The organism is Streptomyces sp. NPDC054757 (genome assembly GCF_053612185.1).
Map to the genome: position 1 here is coordinate 1 of NZ_JBSHBW010000049.1, position 17493 is coordinate 17493.

Annotated in this window: 17 protein-coding genes; 5 read left to right on the top strand and 12 right to left on the bottom strand. The window is 71.8% G+C overall.

Annotation, left to right across the window (positions count from 1 at the left end; all coding sequences use genetic code 11):
• Nucleotides 1-84 precede the first annotated feature (84 nt).
• Nucleotides 85-1440: a class II 3-deoxy-7-phosphoheptulonate synthase gene (locus ACWGKJ_RS33630; RefSeq protein WP_385031421.1), complete on the bottom strand. Its 1356-nt coding sequence runs from the start codon at nucleotides 1438-1440 to the stop codon at nucleotides 85-87.
• Between the two features lie 103 nt (nucleotides 1441-1543).
• Between ACWGKJ_RS33630 and ACWGKJ_RS33635 the strand changes: the two genes are divergently transcribed.
• Both ACWGKJ_RS33635 and ACWGKJ_RS33640 read left to right on the top strand, forming a co-directional pair.
• A complete protein-coding gene (locus tag ACWGKJ_RS33635; protein WP_353961846.1) occupies nucleotides 1544-1600 on the top strand; it encodes a trp operon leader peptide in 57 nt (18 codons plus the stop codon).
• A 116-nt stretch (nucleotides 1601-1716) separates the two neighbouring features.
• Complete coding sequence (locus ACWGKJ_RS33640) at nucleotides 1717-3576, top strand: anthranilate synthase family protein (RefSeq protein ID WP_385031418.1); 1860 nt, start codon at nucleotides 1717-1719, stop codon at nucleotides 3574-3576.
• 194 nt (nucleotides 3577-3770) lie between these two features.
• Here ACWGKJ_RS33640 and ACWGKJ_RS33645 read toward each other — a convergent pair whose 3' ends face one another.
• From ACWGKJ_RS33645 to ACWGKJ_RS33665, 5 genes are all read right to left on the bottom strand, one after another.
• The gene (locus ACWGKJ_RS33645; protein ID WP_385031415.1) at nucleotides 3771-4772 is read right to left on the bottom strand and encodes a 2-hydroxyacid dehydrogenase; all 1002 of its coding nucleotides are present in this window, start codon (nucleotides 4770-4772) and stop codon (nucleotides 3771-3773) included.
• A 112-nt stretch (nucleotides 4773-4884) separates the two neighbouring features.
• On the bottom strand, nucleotides 4885-5913 hold the full coding sequence (locus ACWGKJ_RS33650; protein WP_385031412.1) for a 6-phosphofructokinase: 1029 nt from the start codon (nucleotides 5911-5913) through the stop codon (nucleotides 4885-4887).
• 161 nt (nucleotides 5914-6074) lie between these two features.
• Complete coding sequence (locus ACWGKJ_RS33655) at nucleotides 6075-6746, bottom strand: response regulator (protein WP_385031409.1); 672 nt, start codon at nucleotides 6744-6746, stop codon at nucleotides 6075-6077.
• A gap of 14 nt (nucleotides 6747-6760) precedes the next feature.
• Nucleotides 6761-8050, bottom strand: a complete 1290-nt coding sequence (gene macS / locus ACWGKJ_RS33660) for a MacS family sensor histidine kinase (RefSeq protein ID WP_453315895.1) — start codon at nucleotides 8048-8050, stop codon at nucleotides 6761-6763.
• Nucleotides 8051-8139: 89 nt separating this feature from the next.
• The gene (locus ACWGKJ_RS33665; RefSeq protein WP_385031403.1) at nucleotides 8140-8895 is read right to left on the bottom strand and encodes a lysophospholipid acyltransferase family protein; all 756 of its coding nucleotides are present in this window, start codon (nucleotides 8893-8895) and stop codon (nucleotides 8140-8142) included.
• A 173-nt stretch (nucleotides 8896-9068) separates the two neighbouring features.
• Between ACWGKJ_RS33665 and ACWGKJ_RS33670 the strand changes: the two genes are divergently transcribed.
• Together ACWGKJ_RS33670 and ACWGKJ_RS33675 are read left to right on the top strand one after the other, a co-directional pair.
• Nucleotides 9069-9848 carry an alpha/beta hydrolase gene (locus ACWGKJ_RS33670; protein ID WP_385031400.1) on the top strand — a complete coding sequence of 260 codons (780 nt, stop codon included), beginning with the start codon at nucleotides 9069-9071 and terminating at the stop codon, nucleotides 9846-9848.
• Nucleotides 9841-10437: a hypothetical protein gene (locus ACWGKJ_RS33675; RefSeq protein WP_385031397.1), complete on the top strand. Its 597-nt coding sequence runs from the start codon at nucleotides 9841-9843 to the stop codon at nucleotides 10435-10437. Before ACWGKJ_RS33670 ends, ACWGKJ_RS33675 begins: the two co-directional genes overlap by 8 nt.
• A gap of 52 nt (nucleotides 10438-10489) precedes the next feature.
• Here ACWGKJ_RS33675 and ACWGKJ_RS33680 read toward each other — a convergent pair whose 3' ends face one another.
• The 6 genes from ACWGKJ_RS33680 to ACWGKJ_RS33705 form a co-directional block, all read right to left on the bottom strand.
• The gene (locus tag ACWGKJ_RS33680) at nucleotides 10490-11245 is read right to left on the bottom strand and encodes an endonuclease/exonuclease/phosphatase family protein (protein WP_385031394.1); all 756 of its coding nucleotides are present in this window, start codon (nucleotides 11243-11245) and stop codon (nucleotides 10490-10492) included.
• An 82-nt stretch (nucleotides 11246-11327) separates the two neighbouring features.
• Nucleotides 11328-12269, bottom strand: coding sequence for an ROK family glucokinase (locus ACWGKJ_RS33685; protein WP_385031391.1), 942 nt, complete (start codon nucleotides 12267-12269; stop codon nucleotides 11328-11330).
• 69 nt (nucleotides 12270-12338) lie between these two features.
• Nucleotides 12339-12803, bottom strand: a complete 465-nt coding sequence (locus ACWGKJ_RS33690; RefSeq protein ID WP_385031388.1) for a DUF5304 domain-containing protein — start codon at nucleotides 12801-12803, stop codon at nucleotides 12339-12341.
• Nucleotides 12804-12936: 133 nt separating this feature from the next.
• Nucleotides 12937-14094, bottom strand: coding sequence for an ArsA family ATPase (locus ACWGKJ_RS33695; protein ID WP_385031385.1), 1158 nt, complete (start codon nucleotides 14092-14094; stop codon nucleotides 12937-12939).
• A 6-nt stretch (nucleotides 14095-14100) separates the two neighbouring features.
• Nucleotides 14101-14556 carry an SRPBCC family protein gene (locus ACWGKJ_RS33700; protein ID WP_266857848.1) on the bottom strand — a complete coding sequence of 152 codons (456 nt, stop codon included), beginning with the start codon at nucleotides 14554-14556 and terminating at the stop codon, nucleotides 14101-14103.
• 78 nt (nucleotides 14557-14634) lie between these two features.
• A complete protein-coding gene (locus tag ACWGKJ_RS33705; protein WP_385031381.1) occupies nucleotides 14635-15396 on the bottom strand; it encodes a metallophosphoesterase family protein in 762 nt (253 codons plus the stop codon).
• A gap of 229 nt (nucleotides 15397-15625) precedes the next feature.
• On the opposite strand from ACWGKJ_RS33705, the gene ACWGKJ_RS33710 reads away from it, so the two are divergent.
• Nucleotides 15626-17422: an AMP-dependent synthetase/ligase gene (locus tag ACWGKJ_RS33710; protein WP_385031378.1), complete on the top strand. Its 1797-nt coding sequence runs from the start codon at nucleotides 15626-15628 to the stop codon at nucleotides 17420-17422.
• The last annotated feature ends 71 nt before the right edge of the window (nucleotides 17423-17493 follow it).

Below are 17493 nucleotides of genomic sequence, written 5' to 3' on the forward strand. Positions count from 1 at the left end.
GTGCGGATCGCGGTGATCCGCACCCCACGGCCCTCTGTGCTCTGCCGGCCGCCGCACCGCGGTGCGGCGGGCAGGGGCTCTCGTCTACTGCGCCCGGTACATCTCCGCGACCAGGAACGCCAGGTCGAGCGACTGGCTGCGGTTGAGCCGCGGGTCGCAGGCCGTCTCGTAGCGCTGGTGCAGATCGTCGACGAAGATCTCGTCGCCGCCGCCCACGCACTCGGTGACGTCGTCACCGGTCAGCTCGACATGGATGCCGCCGGGGTGGGTGCCCAGGCTCTTGTGGACCTCGAAGAAGCCCTTGACCTCGTCGAGCACATCGTCGAAGCGGCGGGTCTTGTGGCCGGAGGCCGCCTCGAAGGTGTTGCCGTGCATCGGGTCCGTCACCCAGACGACCTGGGCGCCGGACGCGGTGACCTTCTCGACCAGGTTCGGCAGGCGGTCACGGACCTTGTCCGCGCCCATCCTGACGATGAAGGTCAGCCGGCCGGGCTCGCGGTCCGGGTCGAGACGCTCGATGTAGCTGAGCGCCTCCTCCGGGGTGGTCGTCGGGCCGAGCTTCACACCGACCGGGTTGCGGATCTGCGAGACGAACTCGATGTGCGCGTGGTCCAGCTGCCGGGTGCGCTCGCCGACCCAGACCATGTGGCCCGAGGTGTCGTAGAGCTTGCCGGTCCGGGAGTCCGTACGGGTCAGGGCCGACTCGTAGTCCAGGAGCAGCGCCTCGTGCGAGGCGTAGAACTCGACCGCGCGGAACTCCGCAGGGTCGGTGCCGCACGCCTTCATGAAGTTCAGCGCGCTGTCGATCTCGCGGGCGAGCTGCTCGTAACGCTGCCCGGACGGCGAGGACTTCACGAAGTCCTGGTTCCAGGCGTGCACCTGGCGCAGGTCCGCGTAGCCGCCGGTGGTGAAGGCGCGGACCAGGTTCAGCGTCGAGGCGGACGCGTGGTACATCTGCTTGAGCCGCTGCGGGTCGGGGACCCGGGACTTCTCGTTGAAGTCGAAGCCGTTGACCGAGTCGCCGCGGTAGGTCGGCAGGGTCACGCCGTCGCGGGTCTCGGTCCCCTTGGAGCGCGGCTTGGAGTACTGGCCCGCGATCCGGCCGACCTTCACCACGGGCACCGATGCCGCGTAGGTGAGCACGGCGCTCATCTGCAGCAGCGTCTTGAGCTTCGCCCTGATGTGCTCGGCGGACACGGCGTCGAAGGCCTCGGCGCAGTCGCCGCCCTGAAGCAGGAACGCCTCGCCCCTGGCCACGGCTCCCAGCCGCTCGCGCAGCTGGTCGCACTCGCCGGCGAAGACGAGCGGCGGATACGACGTGAGGTCCGCGATCACATCGCGCAGCGCCCCGGCGTCGGGGTACTCGGGCTGCTGCACCGCGGGAAGGTCTCGCCAGGCCGCCTCTGCGGCGGGGGCTTGGGTTTCAGCGTTCACGGTCACACCGCCAACAGTACGGGGTCGCCGTCACCGGTTCTGGTGGTGCCCGGTGGATGAGACAGCCGGGATCCCGGGATGCCGCCGCCGATGCGCTACAGTCCCCACCATGTTCGCGACGACGACTCGAAACTGGTGGTGGACCGCTCATCCGGCGGCCCACTGACATCGCGCGCACAGACGAAGCGAAGGCCGCCCGAGGGGCGGCCTTCCGTGTTTCACCGGCCGTTCCTCTCCGTATCCCCTCCCCGCGCCGCGGGGCACCCGGAAGGAACCACCCCGATGCTCATCAGCGAGCTGCTGGACGACCACCGCCCCTTCGCCCTGCTCCGCAGGCGCACGCCAGGACGTGACCACGACACCATCGAGCTGCTGACCGGCGAGGTCCACGAGGTGGAGCGGCTCGCGGACATCCCGGCGGACGGCGGCCCGGTGCTGGCCCTGGTGCCGTTCCGGCAGATCCGGGAGCGCGGTTTCGACGTGCGCGACGACGGGACACCGCTGGCGGTCCTGGTCGCCGACGAGACGTACGAGCTGCCGCTCGACACCGTGCTCGACCAGCTGCCCGCCCATGACGTACGGGTGGAGGACGGCTGCTTCGACATCGGCGACGACGCCTACCGCGAGATCGTCGGACGGGTCGTCGCGGACGAGATCGGCCGGGGCGAGGGGGCGAACTTCGTGGTCCGGCGTACGTACACCGGATCCGTCCCGGGCTTCGGCCGGGCGGACGCGCTCGCCCTCTTCCGGCGGCTGCTGGACGGCGAGCGGGGCGCGTACTGGACCTTCGTGGTGCACACCGGGGAGCGCACCCTGGTCGGTGCCAGCCCCGAGGTGCATGTCCGGATGTCCGGCGGGACGGTCGTGATGAATCCGATCAGCGGGACCTTCCGCTACCCGCCGGAGGGGCCGGACACCGAGGCGCTGCTGGAGTTCCTGGGCGACCGCAAGGAGACCGACGAGCTCTCCATGGTGGTGGACGAGGAGCTGAAGATGATGTGCACCGTCGGTGACATGGGCGGGGTCGTCGTCGGTCCGCGGCTGAAGGAGATGGCCCATCTCGCGCACACCGAGTACGAGTTGCGCGGCCGCAGCTCGCTGGATGTGCGGGAGGTGCTGAAGGAGACGATGTTCGCGGCGACCGTCACCGGTTCGCCGGTGCAGAACGCCTGCCGGGTGATCGAGCGGTACGAGCCGGACGGGCGCGGCTATTACGCGGGCGCGCTCGCGCTCGTCGGACGGGACGCGGGCGGGGCGCAGACGCTGGACTCGCCGATCCTGATCCGTACGGCCGACATCTCGGCCGGGGGCGTGCTGCGAGTGTCGGTGGGCGCCACGCTCGTACGCCACTCGGACCCGGCGAGCGAGGTCGCGGAGACGCACGCCAAGGCGGCGGGGGTGCTGACGGCGCTGGGGGTGCGGGAGGGGCGGCCCCGGGGGGCCGGTGCGGGGCCGCGGCTCGCCGACGACCCCCGGGTGCGGGCGGCGCTGGAGTCACGGCGGGCCGACCTCGCGCCGTTCTGGCTGCGGATGCAGGAGGCAAGGGCCGCCGTCGCGGGCCATGCGCTGGTGGTGGACGCGGAGGACACGTTCACCTCGATGCTGGCGCATCTGCTGCGCTCGTCGGGGCTCGACGTGACGGTACGGCGGTACGACGAGCCCGGTCTGCGCGAGCGCGCCCTGGGGCACCGGGGCCCGGTGGTGCTCGGCCCGGGGCCCGGCGATCCGGCGGACCGGACCGACCCGAAGATGCGGTTTCTGCGCGGCCTCACCGCCGAGCTGCTCCGCGGCCACCGGCACGGACTGCTCGGGGTGTGCCTCGGCCATGAGCTGCTCGCCGCCGAGCTGGGCCTGGAGATCGTCCGCAAGGCGATCCCCCACCAGGGCGCCCAGGAGCGTATCGACTTCTTCGGGCGCGAGGAGACGGTCGGGTTCTACAACTCGTTCACGGCGCGGTGCGACGAGGCGGCTGCGACCGGGCTGGCGGCGCGCCGGATCGAGGTGAGCCGTGAGCCGGCCGGCGGGGAGGTGCACGCGCTGCGCGGGGAGGGGTTCGCCGGGGTGCAGTTCCACCCCGAGTCGGTGCTCACGAAGAACGGGGTGCGGGTGGTGGCCGAGCTGCTGGCCGGGGTGCTGGTGTAGACGGCCGGGACCGGGCCCGGCGAGGGGCGGCGGGGCTCGCGGCGGGCCGGGCGGGGCTGCCCGGTGGGGCGTGGCTCCGGCCGCGGTGGGGCGGGCTCCGGCCGCGGTGGGGCGGGCTCCGGCCGCGGTGGGGCGGGCTCCGGCCGCGGTGGGGCTGGCCCCCGGTGGGGCGGGGCTCCGGCCCGGCGCCCCGGTCAGCGTCCGGCGAGCGGCACCAGCGTGTTCTCGTTGCGGCGCCCGGCCACGAAGTCCTCCACGTTGCGCACGGTCGCGGCGATGATCTGCCCGACCGCTTCCCGGGTGTAGTACGCCTGGTGCGACGTCACCAGCACGTTCGGGAAGGTGACGAGACGGGCCAGGGTGTCGTCGTCGACCACATCCAGCGACTTGTCGAGGAAGAAGAGTCCCGCCTCCGCCTCGTAGACGTCGAGCCCCACCCCGGTGAAGCGGCCGAGCCGCAACTCGTCGACCAGGGCCCGGGTGTCGACCAGGCCGCCCCGGCTGGAGTTGATGAGGAGGGCGTCGTCCTTCATGGAGCGGAGTTCGGCGGCGCCGATGATGTGGTGCGTCGCCGGGAGCAGCGGGACGTGCAGCGTGATCACGTCCGCCGTGGCGAGCAGCTCGTCCTTGGTCACGTACCGCATGCCCAGCTCCGTGCAGACGGGGTTCTCCGTGACGTCCCAGCCGAGCAGGTCCATGCCGAATCCGTGGGCGATCCGGGTGAACGCCTCGCCGATCCTGCCGGTACCGAGCACACCCGCCGTCCGCCCGCGCAGATCGCGGCCCATCAGCCCGTCCAGCCGGAAGTCGAAGTCACGGGTGCGCCCGGCGGCCCGGACGACACGGCGGTTGAGCGCCATCGCGAGGGTCCAGGCGAACTCGGCCACCGAGTACGGCGAGTAGGACGAGACCCGGGCCACGGTCAGGCCCAGGTCGTGGGCGACGTCGAGATCGATGTTGTTGAAGCCGGTGGACCGCTGGGCGATCAGCCGGGTGCCGCCCGCCGCCAGGCTCCGCAGGACGCCGGGGCCGAGGTCCGCGTTGACGCTGGTGCTGATGGCCCGGTGTCCGGCCGCGATCGGGACGGTGTCCTCGCTGAGGAAGACATCGACACAGCGGACGTCGCAGCGCCCGGCGAAGGCCGCCTCGATCAGCGGACGCTCATCGGCCTGCACGCCGAATGCGAGGACTTCCATGGTTCCTCCCGTATGCGGCGGGTACAGGACGTCCGGTACGAATAGGGCGAATATACGGCGCGGAGCACGGGTCCGCTCAGCCGGATCGGACGCCACAGCCGGAGCGGAAGCCTCAGCCGAAGAAGACCCCGGCCTCCTGGTAGAGCGCGGGGTCGACCGTCTTGAGCCGCGAGGTCGCCGCCGCGATCGGCACCCGTACGATGTCCGTCCCGCTGAGGGCGACCATCGTGCCGAAGTCCCCGTCGCGCACGGCGTCGATCGCGTGCAGACCGAAGCGGGTGGCCAGCCAGCGGTCGAAGGCGCTCGGGGTGCCGCCGCGCTGGACATGGCCGAGTACGGTGGTGCGGGCCTCGTTGCCGGTCCGCTTCTCGATCTCGGCGGCGAGCCATTCGCCGACCCCGGAGAGCCGGGTGTGGCCGAACGAGTCCAGGGTGCCGTCCTTGAGCACCGCGTCACCGCCCTTCGGCATCGCCCCTTCGGCGACGACCACGATCGGGGCGTACGAGGCGCGGAAGCGGGAGGTCACCCAGGAGCAGACCTGGTCGATGTCGAAGCGCTGCTCGGGGATGAGGATGACATTGGCCCCGCCGGCCAGCCCGGAGTGCAGCGCGATCCACCCGGCGTGCCGCCCCATCACCTCGACCACCAGGACGCGCATATGCGATTCGGCGGTGGTGTGGAGGCGGTCGATGGCCTCGGTGGCGATCCCCACCGCCGTATCGAAGCCGAAGGTGTAGTCGGTGGCCGAGAGGTCGTTGTCGATGGTTTTCGGTACGCCGACACAGGGCACCCCGTGCTCCTCCCAGAGGCGGCCCGCCACGCCCAGGGTGTCCTCGCCGCCGATCACGATCAGTGCGTCGACCCCGCACCCGGCGAGGGTCTCCCGTACCCGGCGGACGCCGTCGTCCGCGCTGAACGGATTGGTGCGCGACGAACCGAGGACGGTGCCGCCGCGTGGCAGGATGCCGCGCACCTCCGGGATGCCGAGCGGGACGGTGACCCCCTCCAGGGGACCGCGCCAGCCGTCCTTGAATCCGGTGAACACGAAGCCGTACTCCTGCACGCCCTTGCGGACGGCAGCCCGGATGACCGCGTTGAGCCCGGGGCAGTCGCCGCCCCCGGTCAGTATTCCGACCCGCATGGAACCACGTCCCTTCGCAGTGGAAGACACCTCGCCGTGGAGGACACCTCGCACAGAGGACACCTCGCCGTGGAGGACCCAGCGCCTTCCACGCTACGGTGACCCAGGTCACAAAGGGATAGGGCGGAAGGTCAATTCCCGCCCGGTTGTACGCAGTTGCTCTACGCGTCGTCGAGGCCGCGCTCTATGGCGTACCGCACGAGCTCCACCCGGTTGTGCAGCTGGAGCTTGCCGAGGGTGTTCTGTACGTGGTTCTGCACGGTGCGGTGCGAGATGACCAGGCGTTCGGCGATCTGCTTGTAGCTCAGGCCCTTCGCGACGAGCCGCAGCACCTCGGTCTCCCGCTCGGTGAGCTGCGGCGCCTTCGGCTCGTCGGAGGCCGCGGGCGCCGGGTCGGACGCGAGCCTGCGGTACTCGCCGAGCACCAGGCCGGCCAGTCCCGGCGTGAAGACCGGGTCGCCGTCGGCGGTGCTGCGGACGGCGTCCGTCAGCTCCTGGGTGCTGGCGGACTTCAGCAGATAGCCGGTGGCGCCGGACTTGACCGCCTCCAGCACATCGGCGTGCTCCCCGCTGGCCGAGAGCACCAGGACACGGAGCCCGGGGTCCGCCCCGACCAGCTCCTTGCAGACCTGGACGCCCGGCATGCCCGGCAGATTGAGGTCGAGCACCAGAACGTCGGGGGCGACGGCTCCGGCCCTGCGCACCGCCTGCGGGCCGTCGCCCGCCGTGGCGACGACCTCGAACCCGGCAGCCGTCAGGTCCCGGGCCACCGCGTCCCGCCACATCGGGTGGTCGTCGACCACCATCACCCTGACCGTCCGCTGCTCACTCATGCCGTTCCGCCCGCTCATGTCCGTCCGTCCCCCCGTGTACCGCCCCGGGTGTTCTCCGGGGCCCTCCTCGGAACTCTCCGTCTCGGAACTCTCAGTTCCACCTCGGTGCCCTGGCCGGGCACCGAGATCAGCTCGGCGCTGCCGCCCAGATCCCGCAGCCGCCCGCGGATGGAGAGGGCGACACCGAGGCGCCCCTCCCCCTCGGCGACCGCGAGCCTCCCCTCCGGGATGCCGGGGCCGTCGTCCCGTACCGTCACGATCACCCCGTCCGGCTCGTCCTCCACCAGGATCCACGCGCGGGCTCCGCTGCCCGCGTGTCTGCGGACATTGTCCAGGGCGGCACTGACAGCGGCGGCCAGCTCCTTCGCCGCCACCGGTCCGAGGAGGACCGGAGCGCCCGGTTCCGCGAAGCTCACCCGTGATCCGGCGTGCGGCGCGAGGAGCGCCCGCAGATCGCAGAGGTCGTCCGGGGCCCCGGTCCGCCGCCCGTCCGGATCCCCCGCGCCCCGGGCGGGATCGTCCGCCCCGGCCGCGGCGGGCTGCCTGCCCGCGGGGTCCCTGGCGGGCGGCACGAGACCGCTGGAGACCAGGGTGCGCAGCGCCACCTCCTGCTCCCCCGCCATCCTGCCGAGTTCGGCCGACTCCCCGCCCAGCTCGGCGCCGCGCCGCTGCACCATGGCCAGGACCTGGAGCACGCTGTCGTGGATGTCACGGGCAAGCCGCTCCCGCTCACGGGTGGCCGCCTCGATCTCCAGCGCACGGGCGAGGGTGCGCTCGGACGCACGGGCCACCTCGACGATGTAGCCGATGGCGATGGAGGCGATCCAGACCAGGACCACGTTGTGGACGGTGTCCCCGCTGGGCTCACCGCGTTCGGTGACATTGGCGACGGCCACCAGCGACGAGGCGAAGGCCGCCCAGCGCCAGCCGCCCTTGATGGCGAAGGCCAGCACGGAGCCCGCGGTCCAGATGGACGGCATCGTCGTGGCGCCCCCGACGACCCGGGCGTGCGAGTCGGCCACGGGTGTCAGCAGGATGCCGGCGAGCGCCACGGTGAGATCGGCGCCGAGGAAGCGCTTGGTGCAGCGGGCCGCACTGGCCACCCTGGGGAGGGTGGCGAGGGTCCAGACGGTCAGCACCGCGAAGTAGCCGACGGCCACCCACTGGCGGTGGAACTCCCGGTACGCGAAGGCGAACAGCAGGATCGCGTAGACCATCGTCAGTACGCGGTACGCGGTCAGCGCCCGCCACAGCGGCAGCTCGACGGACATCCGCACGACGCGCTCGCGCCGGTCCTTCGCCATCACACCCCCTGGTGACCGGGGGCCGCGCCCCCGTGGTGGACGGGTGCGGCCGGGGTCTGTCCGGCCGATCTCCGTGGGCCGGACAGACCCTAGCCGCCGGCCCCGTCCGTTCCCTCGCTCTTCCCCGCGGCCCCGGCCGCGTCGGCCTTCCGGGCCTTCTCCTCCTCCGCGATCCGGCGCTTGGCGGCGGTCGCGTAGATATCGACGTACTCCTGGCCGGAGAGCTTCATGATCTCGTACATGACCTCGTCGGTCACCGAGCGCAGGATGAACCGGTCGTTCTCCATGCCGTGGTAGCGGCTGAAGTCGAGCGGCTTCCCGATCCTGATACCCGGCCGCATCAGCTTGGGCACCACCTGTCCCGGCGGCTGGATCTTCTCCGTGTCGATCATCGCGACCGGGATGACGGGCGCACCGGACGCCAGCGCCACCCGGGCGAGACCGCCGGGCTTGCCCCGGTAGAGCCTGCCGTCCGGTGACCGGGTGCCCTCCGGGTAGATCCCGAAGAGCTCGCCCCTGGCCAGCACCTCCACACCGCTCCTGACCGCGGCCTCGCCCGCGCCCCGGCTGCCCGACCGGTCGACCGGCAGCTGGCCGACGCCCTTGAAGAAGGCGGCGGTGAGCTTTCCCTTCACGCCGGGCGACGTGAAGTACTCGGCCTTGGCGATGAAGGTGACCTTGCGGTCCATGACGGCGGGCAGGAAGAAGGAGTCCGAGAAGGACAGATGGTTGCTCGCGAGGATGGCGGGCCCCTCGGCGGGGATGTTCTCCAGTCCTTCCACCCAGGGCCTGAAGGCGACCTTCAGCGAACCCCCGATGGCGAACTTCATTGCGCCGTAGATCAACTGGGATGCCTTCCTGTGACGGTCGCACCGACCCTATCCCGCGCCGGGCGTACGCTCCCGGCCATCCGTCCGCGCTCCCCGGGTGACGGCCCTGGTCGGTGTCGGTCCGGTCGCGTACGGTGAAGTACACCTCTTGGACCTGACGAATCAGACCTGACGAACAGGAGACCCCGGTGCCGGTGCTTCCCGGAGCCGATCCCTACCGCCACGAAGGCGGGGAGACCGGCGTCCTCCTCTGTCATGGATTCACCGGATCGCCGCAGTCGCTGCGCCCCTGGGCGGAGTATCTGGCCGGGCGGGGCCTGACCGTCTCGCTGCCGCTGCTCCCCGGGCACGGCACCCGCTGGCAGGACATGCAGATCACCGGCTGGCAGGACTGGTACGCGGAGGTGGACCGGGAGCTGCGCGCCCTGCTCGACCGGTGCGAGCGGGTCTTCGTCTTCGGCCTCTCGATGGGCGGTGCGCTGGCCCTGCGGCTGGCCGCCAAGCACGGCCACGCGGTGAGCGGTCTCGTCCTGGTCAATCCGCTGAACAAGGTGCACGGCCTGATGCCGTACGCGCTTCCGGTCGCCCGGCATCTGGTGCGTACGACGAAGGGGATCGCCAGCGACATCGCCCTGGACGGCTCCACCGAGGTGGGGTACGACCGGGTGCCGCTGCACTGCGCCCACTCGCTGCGGCGTCTCTGCCGGCTGGTGGACCGTGAACTGCCGCAGGTCACCCAGCCGTTGCTGCTGCTGCACAGCTCCGAGGACCATGTGGTGCGGCCCGCCGACTCGGCCCGCATCCTCAGCCGGGTCTCGTCGACGGATGTCGAGGAGGTCCTGCTGGAACAGAGCTACCACGTGGCGACGTTGGACCATGATGCGGAGCGGATTTTCGAGAAGAGCCTTGCGTTCGTCGGCCGCCTCGCTCCGAGCGTCGGGATGAAGGGGAGCACCACCGGTGGCTGAGAACGAGGCGGAGCGCGAACCGCAGCCCATCGACGAGGAAGCGGTGTGGGCGGCGATCGTCGCGGGGTACGGCGAGGAGCCCGCGGACCCCGTGGGCACCAAGCCCTTCAAGTCGGTCGAGGACCTCGCCCTGCTGGAGGAGGGGGTCAACGCCGACACGGCCGGGGAGCCCGGGGCCGGGGAACCGGAGGCCGCAAAGCCGGACGCGGATGCGGAGCCTCCTGCCCCGGCGAGCGGATCCGGCCGGCCGCTGGGCAGTTCGGTCGTGTTCGCCCCCGGCATCGGCGGGCCCCGCGACCACAGCCTGCCGGAGCCGTCCGACGACGACCTCGACGCTTCCGACGAGGGCCACTTCATCCAGCCCGACCCGGAGCTTCCCGAGGCGGAGGTCACGGCCAAGTTCGCCTGGCTGGCCGTGGTGGGCGGACCGGTGCTGCTGATCCTCGCCGTGGTGCTGGGCTGGGACATGACATGGTGGCTCACCACGCTCGGTATCGGCGGGTTCCTCGGCGGCTTCGCTGTCCTGGTGGTCCGGATGGGCCCGGGGGACGACGACGAGGACGATCCCGGGCGGGGCGCCGTGGTCTAGGGGCGGCCAGGTCGGCCCTTGACCGGCCGGCTCACGTCCGGCCAGGGGCTTCTCAGGCCCCGGCCGCCCGACCGGTCCGTACCCGGAGCGCCGCGAGCACCGGGAGGTGGTCGGAGGCCGCCCGGAGATCCGCCCGGGGGATGTCCTGCGGCACCCCGCACCCCAGCACCTCGACCCCGGGCGTCGCGAACACCGCGTCGATCCGCCGGTCCGGGTCCGTCGCCGGGTAGGTGTGCTCACCGCCCCAGGGCTTCACCGCACGGCAGTCCTGGAGCCCGGCCGCCAGCCGCCGGAAACTCCGGCCGTCCGGGCGGTCGTTGAGGTCCCCCGCGACGACCGCGTGCTCCACACCCATCGAGCCGAGCCGGTCGAGCACCAGCCCCGCCTGGGTGTGGCGCTCTGCGGGGTGCAGGCTCAGATGGCAGCTGAGCACGCCGAGCCGCGCGCCCCCGATACGGACCACGGCGGTCGCGAGACCGCGCTGGTGCAGCCCCGGAGTACGCGGCAGGAGTACATCGTCGGCGCGCTCGACAGTGGCGCGCAGCGAGCAGAGCAGCAGGGGTCCGGCCGCGGTGGCACCGCCCCCGAGTGTCACCAGGTCGGTGGCGGACGCGAGCCGGGCCGCGGCCTTGCGCCAGCGGAAGAAGCGCGGGGCCTCCTGGATGAGGACGAGATCGGGGTCGCAGGCACGGATCACCCGGACCAGCGCCGCGCGGTCGTCGCGCATCGAGCGGATGTTGTAACTGAGCACCCGGACAACGGCCGAGCCGCTCTCCGTACGGGATTCGGGCAGCGTAGTGATCGCCATGGGCGACACCCTACGACGGCTGCCGGTGAGCGGTGCCTGCCGCACCCCTGGGGGACGGCAGGCACGGGTCGCGCGGGGCGGATCAGCCCTGGCGGGCCAGGTCCGCGGCGCCCACCAGCCCTGCCTCGCCGCCCAGTTGGGCCGCGAGCACCTGGGCGTGCGGCCGCCAGGCACCGCCGATCAGCCAGCGCCGGAACGACTTGCGGATCGGGTCGAGGACCAGCTCGCCCTCGTCCGACACACCACCGCCGACGATGAACGCCGACGGGTCGAAGAGCGAGGCCAGGTCGGCCAGGCCCGCCCCGGCCCAGCGGGCCAGCTCACGGAACGAGTCGATGGCCACCGGGTCGCCCTGACGGGCGGCCTCGCTGATGTGCTTGCCCTGGATTCCGGCCGGGGTGCCGTCACCGAGACCGAGCAGCACCTGCGCGTTCTCCGGGGTGGCGTTGGCGCGCTGGTTCGCGTACCGGACGAGGGCGCGTCCCGACGCGTACTGCTCCCAGCAGCCCTGGCTGCCGCAGCCGCACAGCAGACCGTCCGGCACGACCCGGATGTGGCCGAACTCGGCGGCCACACCGAACCGTCCGCGCCGCAGCTTGTTGCCGATGATGATGCCGCCGCCGAGGCCGGTGCCGAGCGTGATGCAGATGACGTCCTCGTGCCCCTGCCCCGCACCGAACTTGTACTCGCCCCAGGCGGCCGCGTTGGCGTCGTTCTCCACGACCACGGGCAGGCCGACGCGCTGCTCGACCTTGTCCTTGAGCGGCTCGTGCCGCCAGTTGATGTTCGGCGCGAAGAGGACGGTCGCCCGCTTGTCGTCCACGTAACCGGCCGCGCCGATGCCGACCGCCTCGATCTCGTGCCCCTTGCCGGCCTCGGAGACTGCCGCGCAGATCGCGTCGACGATGCCTTCGGCGGTCGGCGGGGTGGGCACCTTGTGCACATCGAGAATGGTGCCCTCTTCGTCGACCACTCCGGCCGCGATCTTCGTGCCGCCGATGTCGACGCCGATGGTGAGTCCCATGTGTCCCTCAGTTTTCGGTCGAGCCCCGCTGAGGGGCAACCGTACCCGAGGGGGGCCGGGCCGGGGTGATCAGTCCAGGTCGATGCGTTCCGCCGGGCCGGTGCCGTCGTCGCCGTCGCCCTTGCCGCCGGCCCCCTTGTCCGCGTCCCGTCCTGCGGCCGTCTCCCGGCCCGCGGTCCAGCGCTGCTCCTGCTTCTCGACCGCCGAGCGGTAGGCGGCGAGGAGTTCTCCACCGGCGGCCGCCAGGTGGTCGAAGACATCGGGGTTGCGCTCGACGACCGGCTCGACCACGGACTTCGCCTGGCTGAGGAACTGCTGGACAGCGCCCTGGGCCGCCATTCCCGGCAGCGACGACTGGAGTTCGGTGACCTTGTCGGCGACCGCGTCGAAGAGCTTCCGGAATTCCTCGGCTGCCGATCCCTCGGCGCTCCCGTACTGGGCGCGACGGCGGGCCTTCTCAGCGGCGAGGTCCTCCGCGCAGGCCCTCTCCCAGGCGTCCGAATCGGTGGCCGGCTGCTCGGGGGCTTCGCTCATGACGGACTCCTGCGACGGGGTGACGGGGTACTTCGGGCCGTACTTACGACGTTACCCGAACGGCCCGACTGCGTTCAGCGGCCCGGCCACCGGCTCCTCCGCCACCGGCCCGGACACGGCACCGGCTGCTCCGTCACCGGTCCGGCCGCTGCTCCCGGGGCCACAGCGCCGGGTCCGGTACGAATCTGATGCCCAGGACCCCGTCCGTGAGCCCCGCGCCCTCCACCGTGCAGCGGCGCAGCACCGAAGGCAGGGTGACGGTCCTGCGGAACGGCCCTGCGGTGAGCAGCAGTTCGTCGCCGCGCCTGATCAGGCCGAGCTCCGCCTTGACCGCGCCGGGCAGCGGCAGCTGCCAGACCAGGACACCGTCGTCGGCGAGCCGGTCCTCGATGTGCCACTGCGGGGCCGCGGTGCGGGGAGTGGCCGGGAGCTCCAGCGGGAACAGCTCACCGGCGGTGCGGGGTGCCCGGCCCAGATGGGGAAGTTCCGCCACATCGATGCCGCCGAAACAGGCGGACAGCTCCTTGAGGTGCTCCTGCTGCTCGGCCGCGAGCGCGGCGAGCCAGGGCTCCCCGGAGCCGCCGGGCACCAGCCGGTTCGCGACGACCAGGTCCAGGGCGTGGCGGTGCAGCGCGATCCCGGTACGGGCGGTGCGCAGCGCCCGGGTCGCGGCGGGCCCCGGCTCCGCCACCAGCCGTACGACCGTTCCCGGGTCGTCGATCCTGGCCTGCACCGCGGCCAGTTCGCGCTCCCAGCGGGCGGTCGTCTCGTAGAGCCACTGGGCGGGCATCGGGACCCCGGCGAGCTGCGCCAGCATCGGGCGCAGCGCGCGGGCGGCCTGCCGCTCGGGCGGCAGCAGCCGGCGCAGATAGCGGCGGAGCTGCTCGGGGAGGGCGAGGACGGCCAGGGCCTCCTGCACGGGCGGCAGATCGACGACGGCCAGGTCCCAGGCGTCGCTGTCGGCGGTGCGCAGCGCGTGCAGCAGGGCGAACTGCGCGGCGCCCGGCAGCTCGGTGAGTTCCTCCTCGTCGAGCCTGGACGCGCCGAGCAGTTCCAGGGCCGCGGTGCCGCGTTCCTGGAGGGTCAGCAGTTCGCTGCGGAAGTGGGCGCCCGAGTCGATCCGCTCGGCCCGCACGCCCGCGTCGCGGGCGAGGGAGAGGCTCTCGCCCGGGTCCGGGTCGGCGGAGAGCAGCAGGACCCGTTCGCCTTCGCGGGCGGCCGCCAGTGCGGTGGCCGCGGCGACGGTGGTGCGGCCCGCGCCGCCGAGGCCGGTGACGAGGACCGTACGCATCGGGTGTCAGCCCTCGGACTGTGCTGCGGCGCCGGACTCGACCCGCTTCTTCAGACCGGCCAGGGCACGGTCGATGATGACCTTCTCGGCCTTGCGCTTGATCATCCCCAGCATCGGGATCTTGACGTCGACGGTCAGCCGGTAGGTGACCTCGGTGGCGTCGCCGGCCGGGGCGAGGAGGTAGGTGCCGTCGAGAGCGCGGAGCATCTGCGACTTGACCAGGGTCCAGCTGACCTCGTCGGCGCCCGTCCAGGTGTACGCGAGGGTGTGATCGTCCTTGATCGCGCCGGCGTCGAGCACCAGCCTGACCTGCTCGGCGCGGCCCTCGGCGTCGGTGGAGAGCACCTCGGCCTCCTTCACCTCGCCGGTCCACTCCGGGTAGCGGGCGAAGTCGGCGATCACGCCCATGACGTCGGCCGGTGCGGCCTCGATCGTGATGCTTGAGCTGGTGTGTTCAGCCATCGCCGTGGCTCCTCCAGTGCGGAATCCGGTGTGCATGCGCTGGTGAAGGCTATCGCGTGCGCACCGGGCCGCCGACCGCTACCACTCCATGACCCAGGGCCGCGAGGTCGAGGCGAAGTGGCCGACGTTCACGCACTCGGTCCGCCCGACGCGGACCCGGCGGGAAAGGGGCTGGTGCACATGGCCGAAGAGGGCGTACTTGGGGCGGATCCGCAGGATGGCCGCGAGCAGCGCACGGCTGCCCCGCTCGAAGCGCCGGGCCACCGTGTCGTAGACCAGCTCGGGGACCTCGGGCGGGATGTGCGTACAGAGCACGTCGACATCCCCGAGTGCCTCGATCTTGGCCGCGTACTCCTCGTCGCTGACCTCGTAGGGCGTACGCATCGGGGTTCTGAGGCCGCCGCCCACGAAGCCGAAGACACGGCCGCCGATCTCGACGCGCTCGCCGTCCAGCACGGTGGTGCCGGGGCGTGCGTACTCGTGCCAGAGGGGCGGGACGTCGACATTGCCGTAGGTCGCGTACGTCGGGGTGGGGAAGGCCGCGAACATGTCGGCGTACTGGCTGCGTACCGCCGTCTCGATCGCGCTGTCCCGGTCCACCCCGCTCCAGAGCGCGCGGCCGAGGTCGCGCGCCTCGTCGAAGCGGCGGGCGGTGCGCAGCTCCACGATGCGGTCGGCGTTCTCGACACCGAAGAGGTCGGGGAAGATGCCGCGTGAGTGGTCGGCGTAGTCCAGGAAGAGGACGAGGTCGCCGAGGCAGATCAGCGCGTCGGCACCGTCACCCGCCCTCGCGAGACCGCTGGTGTTGCCATGGACGTCACTGACCACATGCACGCGCATGGTGATCAGCCTAGGACTCCTGGACCCGGCCTGAACAGAGGGGGCCGGACCTGCGAATACCGCCGCCCGCCGACAGGCGTGGACTACTCTGCGCGAAGCACGGTGGTGTCGTGTGACGCATGGAACATCTGTCCGGAACCCCCTATCGGGAACCGCTTACCCATGGGTAACGTCCGGGCGGTCAGGTCCAGTCGTGGCGACAGTGATGTCGACCAGAGGAGCAGCAGTCTTGCGTGAGTTCAGCCTTCCGGCCCTGTACGAGGTCCCATCGGACGGCAATCTGACGGATCTGGTCCGCCGCAACGCCGCTCAGCACCCCGATGTCGCGGTCATGGGCCGCAAGGTGGCCGGTGTCTGGACCGATGTCACGGCCGCCCGGTTCCTCACCGAGGTGCACGACGCCGCCAAGGGCCTGATCGCCGCGGGTGTGCGGCCCGGGGACCGGGTCGCCCTGATGTCGCGGACCCGGTACGAGTGGGTCCAGCTGGACTTCGCGATCTGGAGCGCGGGCGCGATCACCGTGCCGGTGTACGAGACCAGCTCGGCCGAGCAGGTGCAGTGGATACTCGGCGACTCCGGGGCGGTCGCGGTGCTCGTGGAGAGCGACGCGCACGCCGCGACCGTCGAGGCCGTACGGCATGCGCTGCCGTCACTCCGGCACGTCTGGCAGATCGACAGGGGCGCCGTCGACGAGCTCCGGGCGAGCGGTGCCGAGGTCACGGACGAGACCGTGACCGAGCGCAGCTCCCGGGCGCGGGCCAACGATCCGGCCACCATCGTCTACACCTCGGGGACCACCGGCCGCCCGAAGGGCTGTGTGCTGACCCACCGCAGCTTCTTCGCCGAGTGCGGCAACATCGTTGAACGGCTGAAACCGCTCTTCCGTACCGGCGAGTGCTCGGTGCTGCTCTTCCTGCCCGCGGCGCATGTCTTCGGCCGGCTGGTCGAGGTCTCCTCCGTGATGGCGCCGATCAAGATCGGCTGCGTACCGGACATCAAGCACCTCACGGATGAACTGGCCTCCTTCCGGCCGACGTTGATCCTCGGCGTCCCCCGCGTCTTCGAGAAGGTCTACAACTCGGCGCGCGCGAAGGCGCAGGCCGACGGCAAGGGAAAGATCTTCGACAGGGCGGCCGGCACCGCCATCGCCTACAGCCGCGCGCTGGGCACCCCGCAGGGCCCGTCCGCCGGGCTGCGGATCAAGCACAAGCTCTTCGACCGGCTGGTCTTCAGCAAGCTGCGCGCGGTACTCGGCGGGCGCGGCGAGTACGCGATCTCCGGCGGCGCACCGCTGGGCGAGCGGCTCGGCCACTTCTACCGGGGCATCGGCTTCACCGTCCTTGAGGGGTACGGCCTCACCGAGTCCTGTGCGGCGACCGCCTTCAACCCGTGGGACCGGCAGAAGATCGGTACGGTCGGCCAGCCGCTGCCCGGTTCGGTGGTACGGATCGCGGACGACGGCGAGGTGCTGCTGCACGGCGAGCACCTGTTCAACGGCTACTGGAACAACGAGACGGCGACGGCCGACGCACTGGCCGACGGCTGGTTCCACACCGGTGACATCGGCACGCTCGACGAGGACGGCTACCTCGCGATCACCGGCCGCAAGAAGGAGATCATCGTCACCGCGGGCGGCAAGAACGTCGCCCCCGCCGTGATCGAGGACCGCATCCGGTCGCACGCCCTGGTCGCCGAGTGCATGGTGGTCGGCGACGGACGGCCGTTCATCGGTGCGCTGGTGACCCTGGACGAGGAGTTCCTGGCGCGGTGGGCCGAGGAGAGCGGCAAACCGGCGGGGTCCACGCCGCTGTCGCTGTGCGAGGACCCGGACCTGCTGGCCGAGATCCAGCGGGCGGTGAACGACGGCAACGCGGCGGTCTCCAAGGCCGAATCCGTACGCAAGTTCCGGGTGCTGCCCGCGCAGTTCACCGAGGAGGCGGGGCACATCACGCCGTCGCTGAAGCTCAAGCGCGCCGTGGTGGCGAAGGATTTCGCCGACGAGATCGAAGCGATCTACCGGGGCTGAGGAGGGCCTACGGGGCCAGGCCGCAACGCCGCCCGGGCCCGCGCCCCGTCCTGCCCCGCCTGCCTCGTCAG

What these genes read in the sequence shown, in the direction of transcription:
- ACWGKJ_RS33695 (WP_385031385.1), bottom strand. Translation starts at nt 14,094, where the DNA reads ATGCGTACGGTCCTCGTCACCGGCCTCGGCGGCGCGGGCCGCACCACC.
- ACWGKJ_RS33690 (WP_385031388.1), bottom strand. Translation starts at nt 12,803, where the DNA reads ATGAGCGAAGCCCCCGAGCAGCCGGCCACCGATTCGGACGCCTGGGAG.
- ACWGKJ_RS33685 (WP_385031391.1), bottom strand. Translation starts at nt 12,269, where the DNA reads ATGGGACTCACCATCGGCGTCGACATCGGCGGCACGAAGATCGCGGCC.
- ACWGKJ_RS33655 (WP_385031409.1), bottom strand. Translation starts at nt 6,746, where the DNA reads ATGAGTGAGCAGCGGACGGTCAGGGTGATGGTGGTCGACGACCACCCG.
- macS (WP_453315895.1), bottom strand. Translation starts at nt 8,050, where the DNA reads ATGGCGAAGGACCGGCGCGAGCGCGTCGTGCGGATGTCCGTCGAGCTG.
- ACWGKJ_RS33650 (WP_385031412.1), bottom strand. Translation starts at nt 5,913, where the DNA reads ATGCGGGTCGGAATACTGACCGGGGGCGGCGACTGCCCCGGGCTCAAC.
- ACWGKJ_RS33705 (WP_385031381.1), bottom strand. Translation starts at nt 15,396, where the DNA reads ATGCGCGTGCATGTGGTCAGTGACGTCCATGGCAACACCAGCGGTCTC.
- ACWGKJ_RS33645 (WP_385031415.1), bottom strand. Translation starts at nt 4,772, where the DNA reads ATGGAAGTCCTCGCATTCGGCGTGCAGGCCGATGAGCGTCCGCTGATC.
- ACWGKJ_RS33680 (WP_385031394.1), bottom strand. Translation starts at nt 11,245, where the DNA reads ATGGCGATCACTACGCTGCCCGAATCCCGTACGGAGAGCGGCTCGGCC.
- ACWGKJ_RS33640 (WP_385031418.1), top strand. Translation starts at nt 1,717, where the DNA reads ATGCTCATCAGCGAGCTGCTGGACGACCACCGCCCCTTCGCCCTGCTC.
- ACWGKJ_RS33700 (WP_266857848.1), bottom strand. Translation starts at nt 14,556, where the DNA reads ATGGCTGAACACACCAGCTCAAGCATCACGATCGAGGCCGCACCGGCC.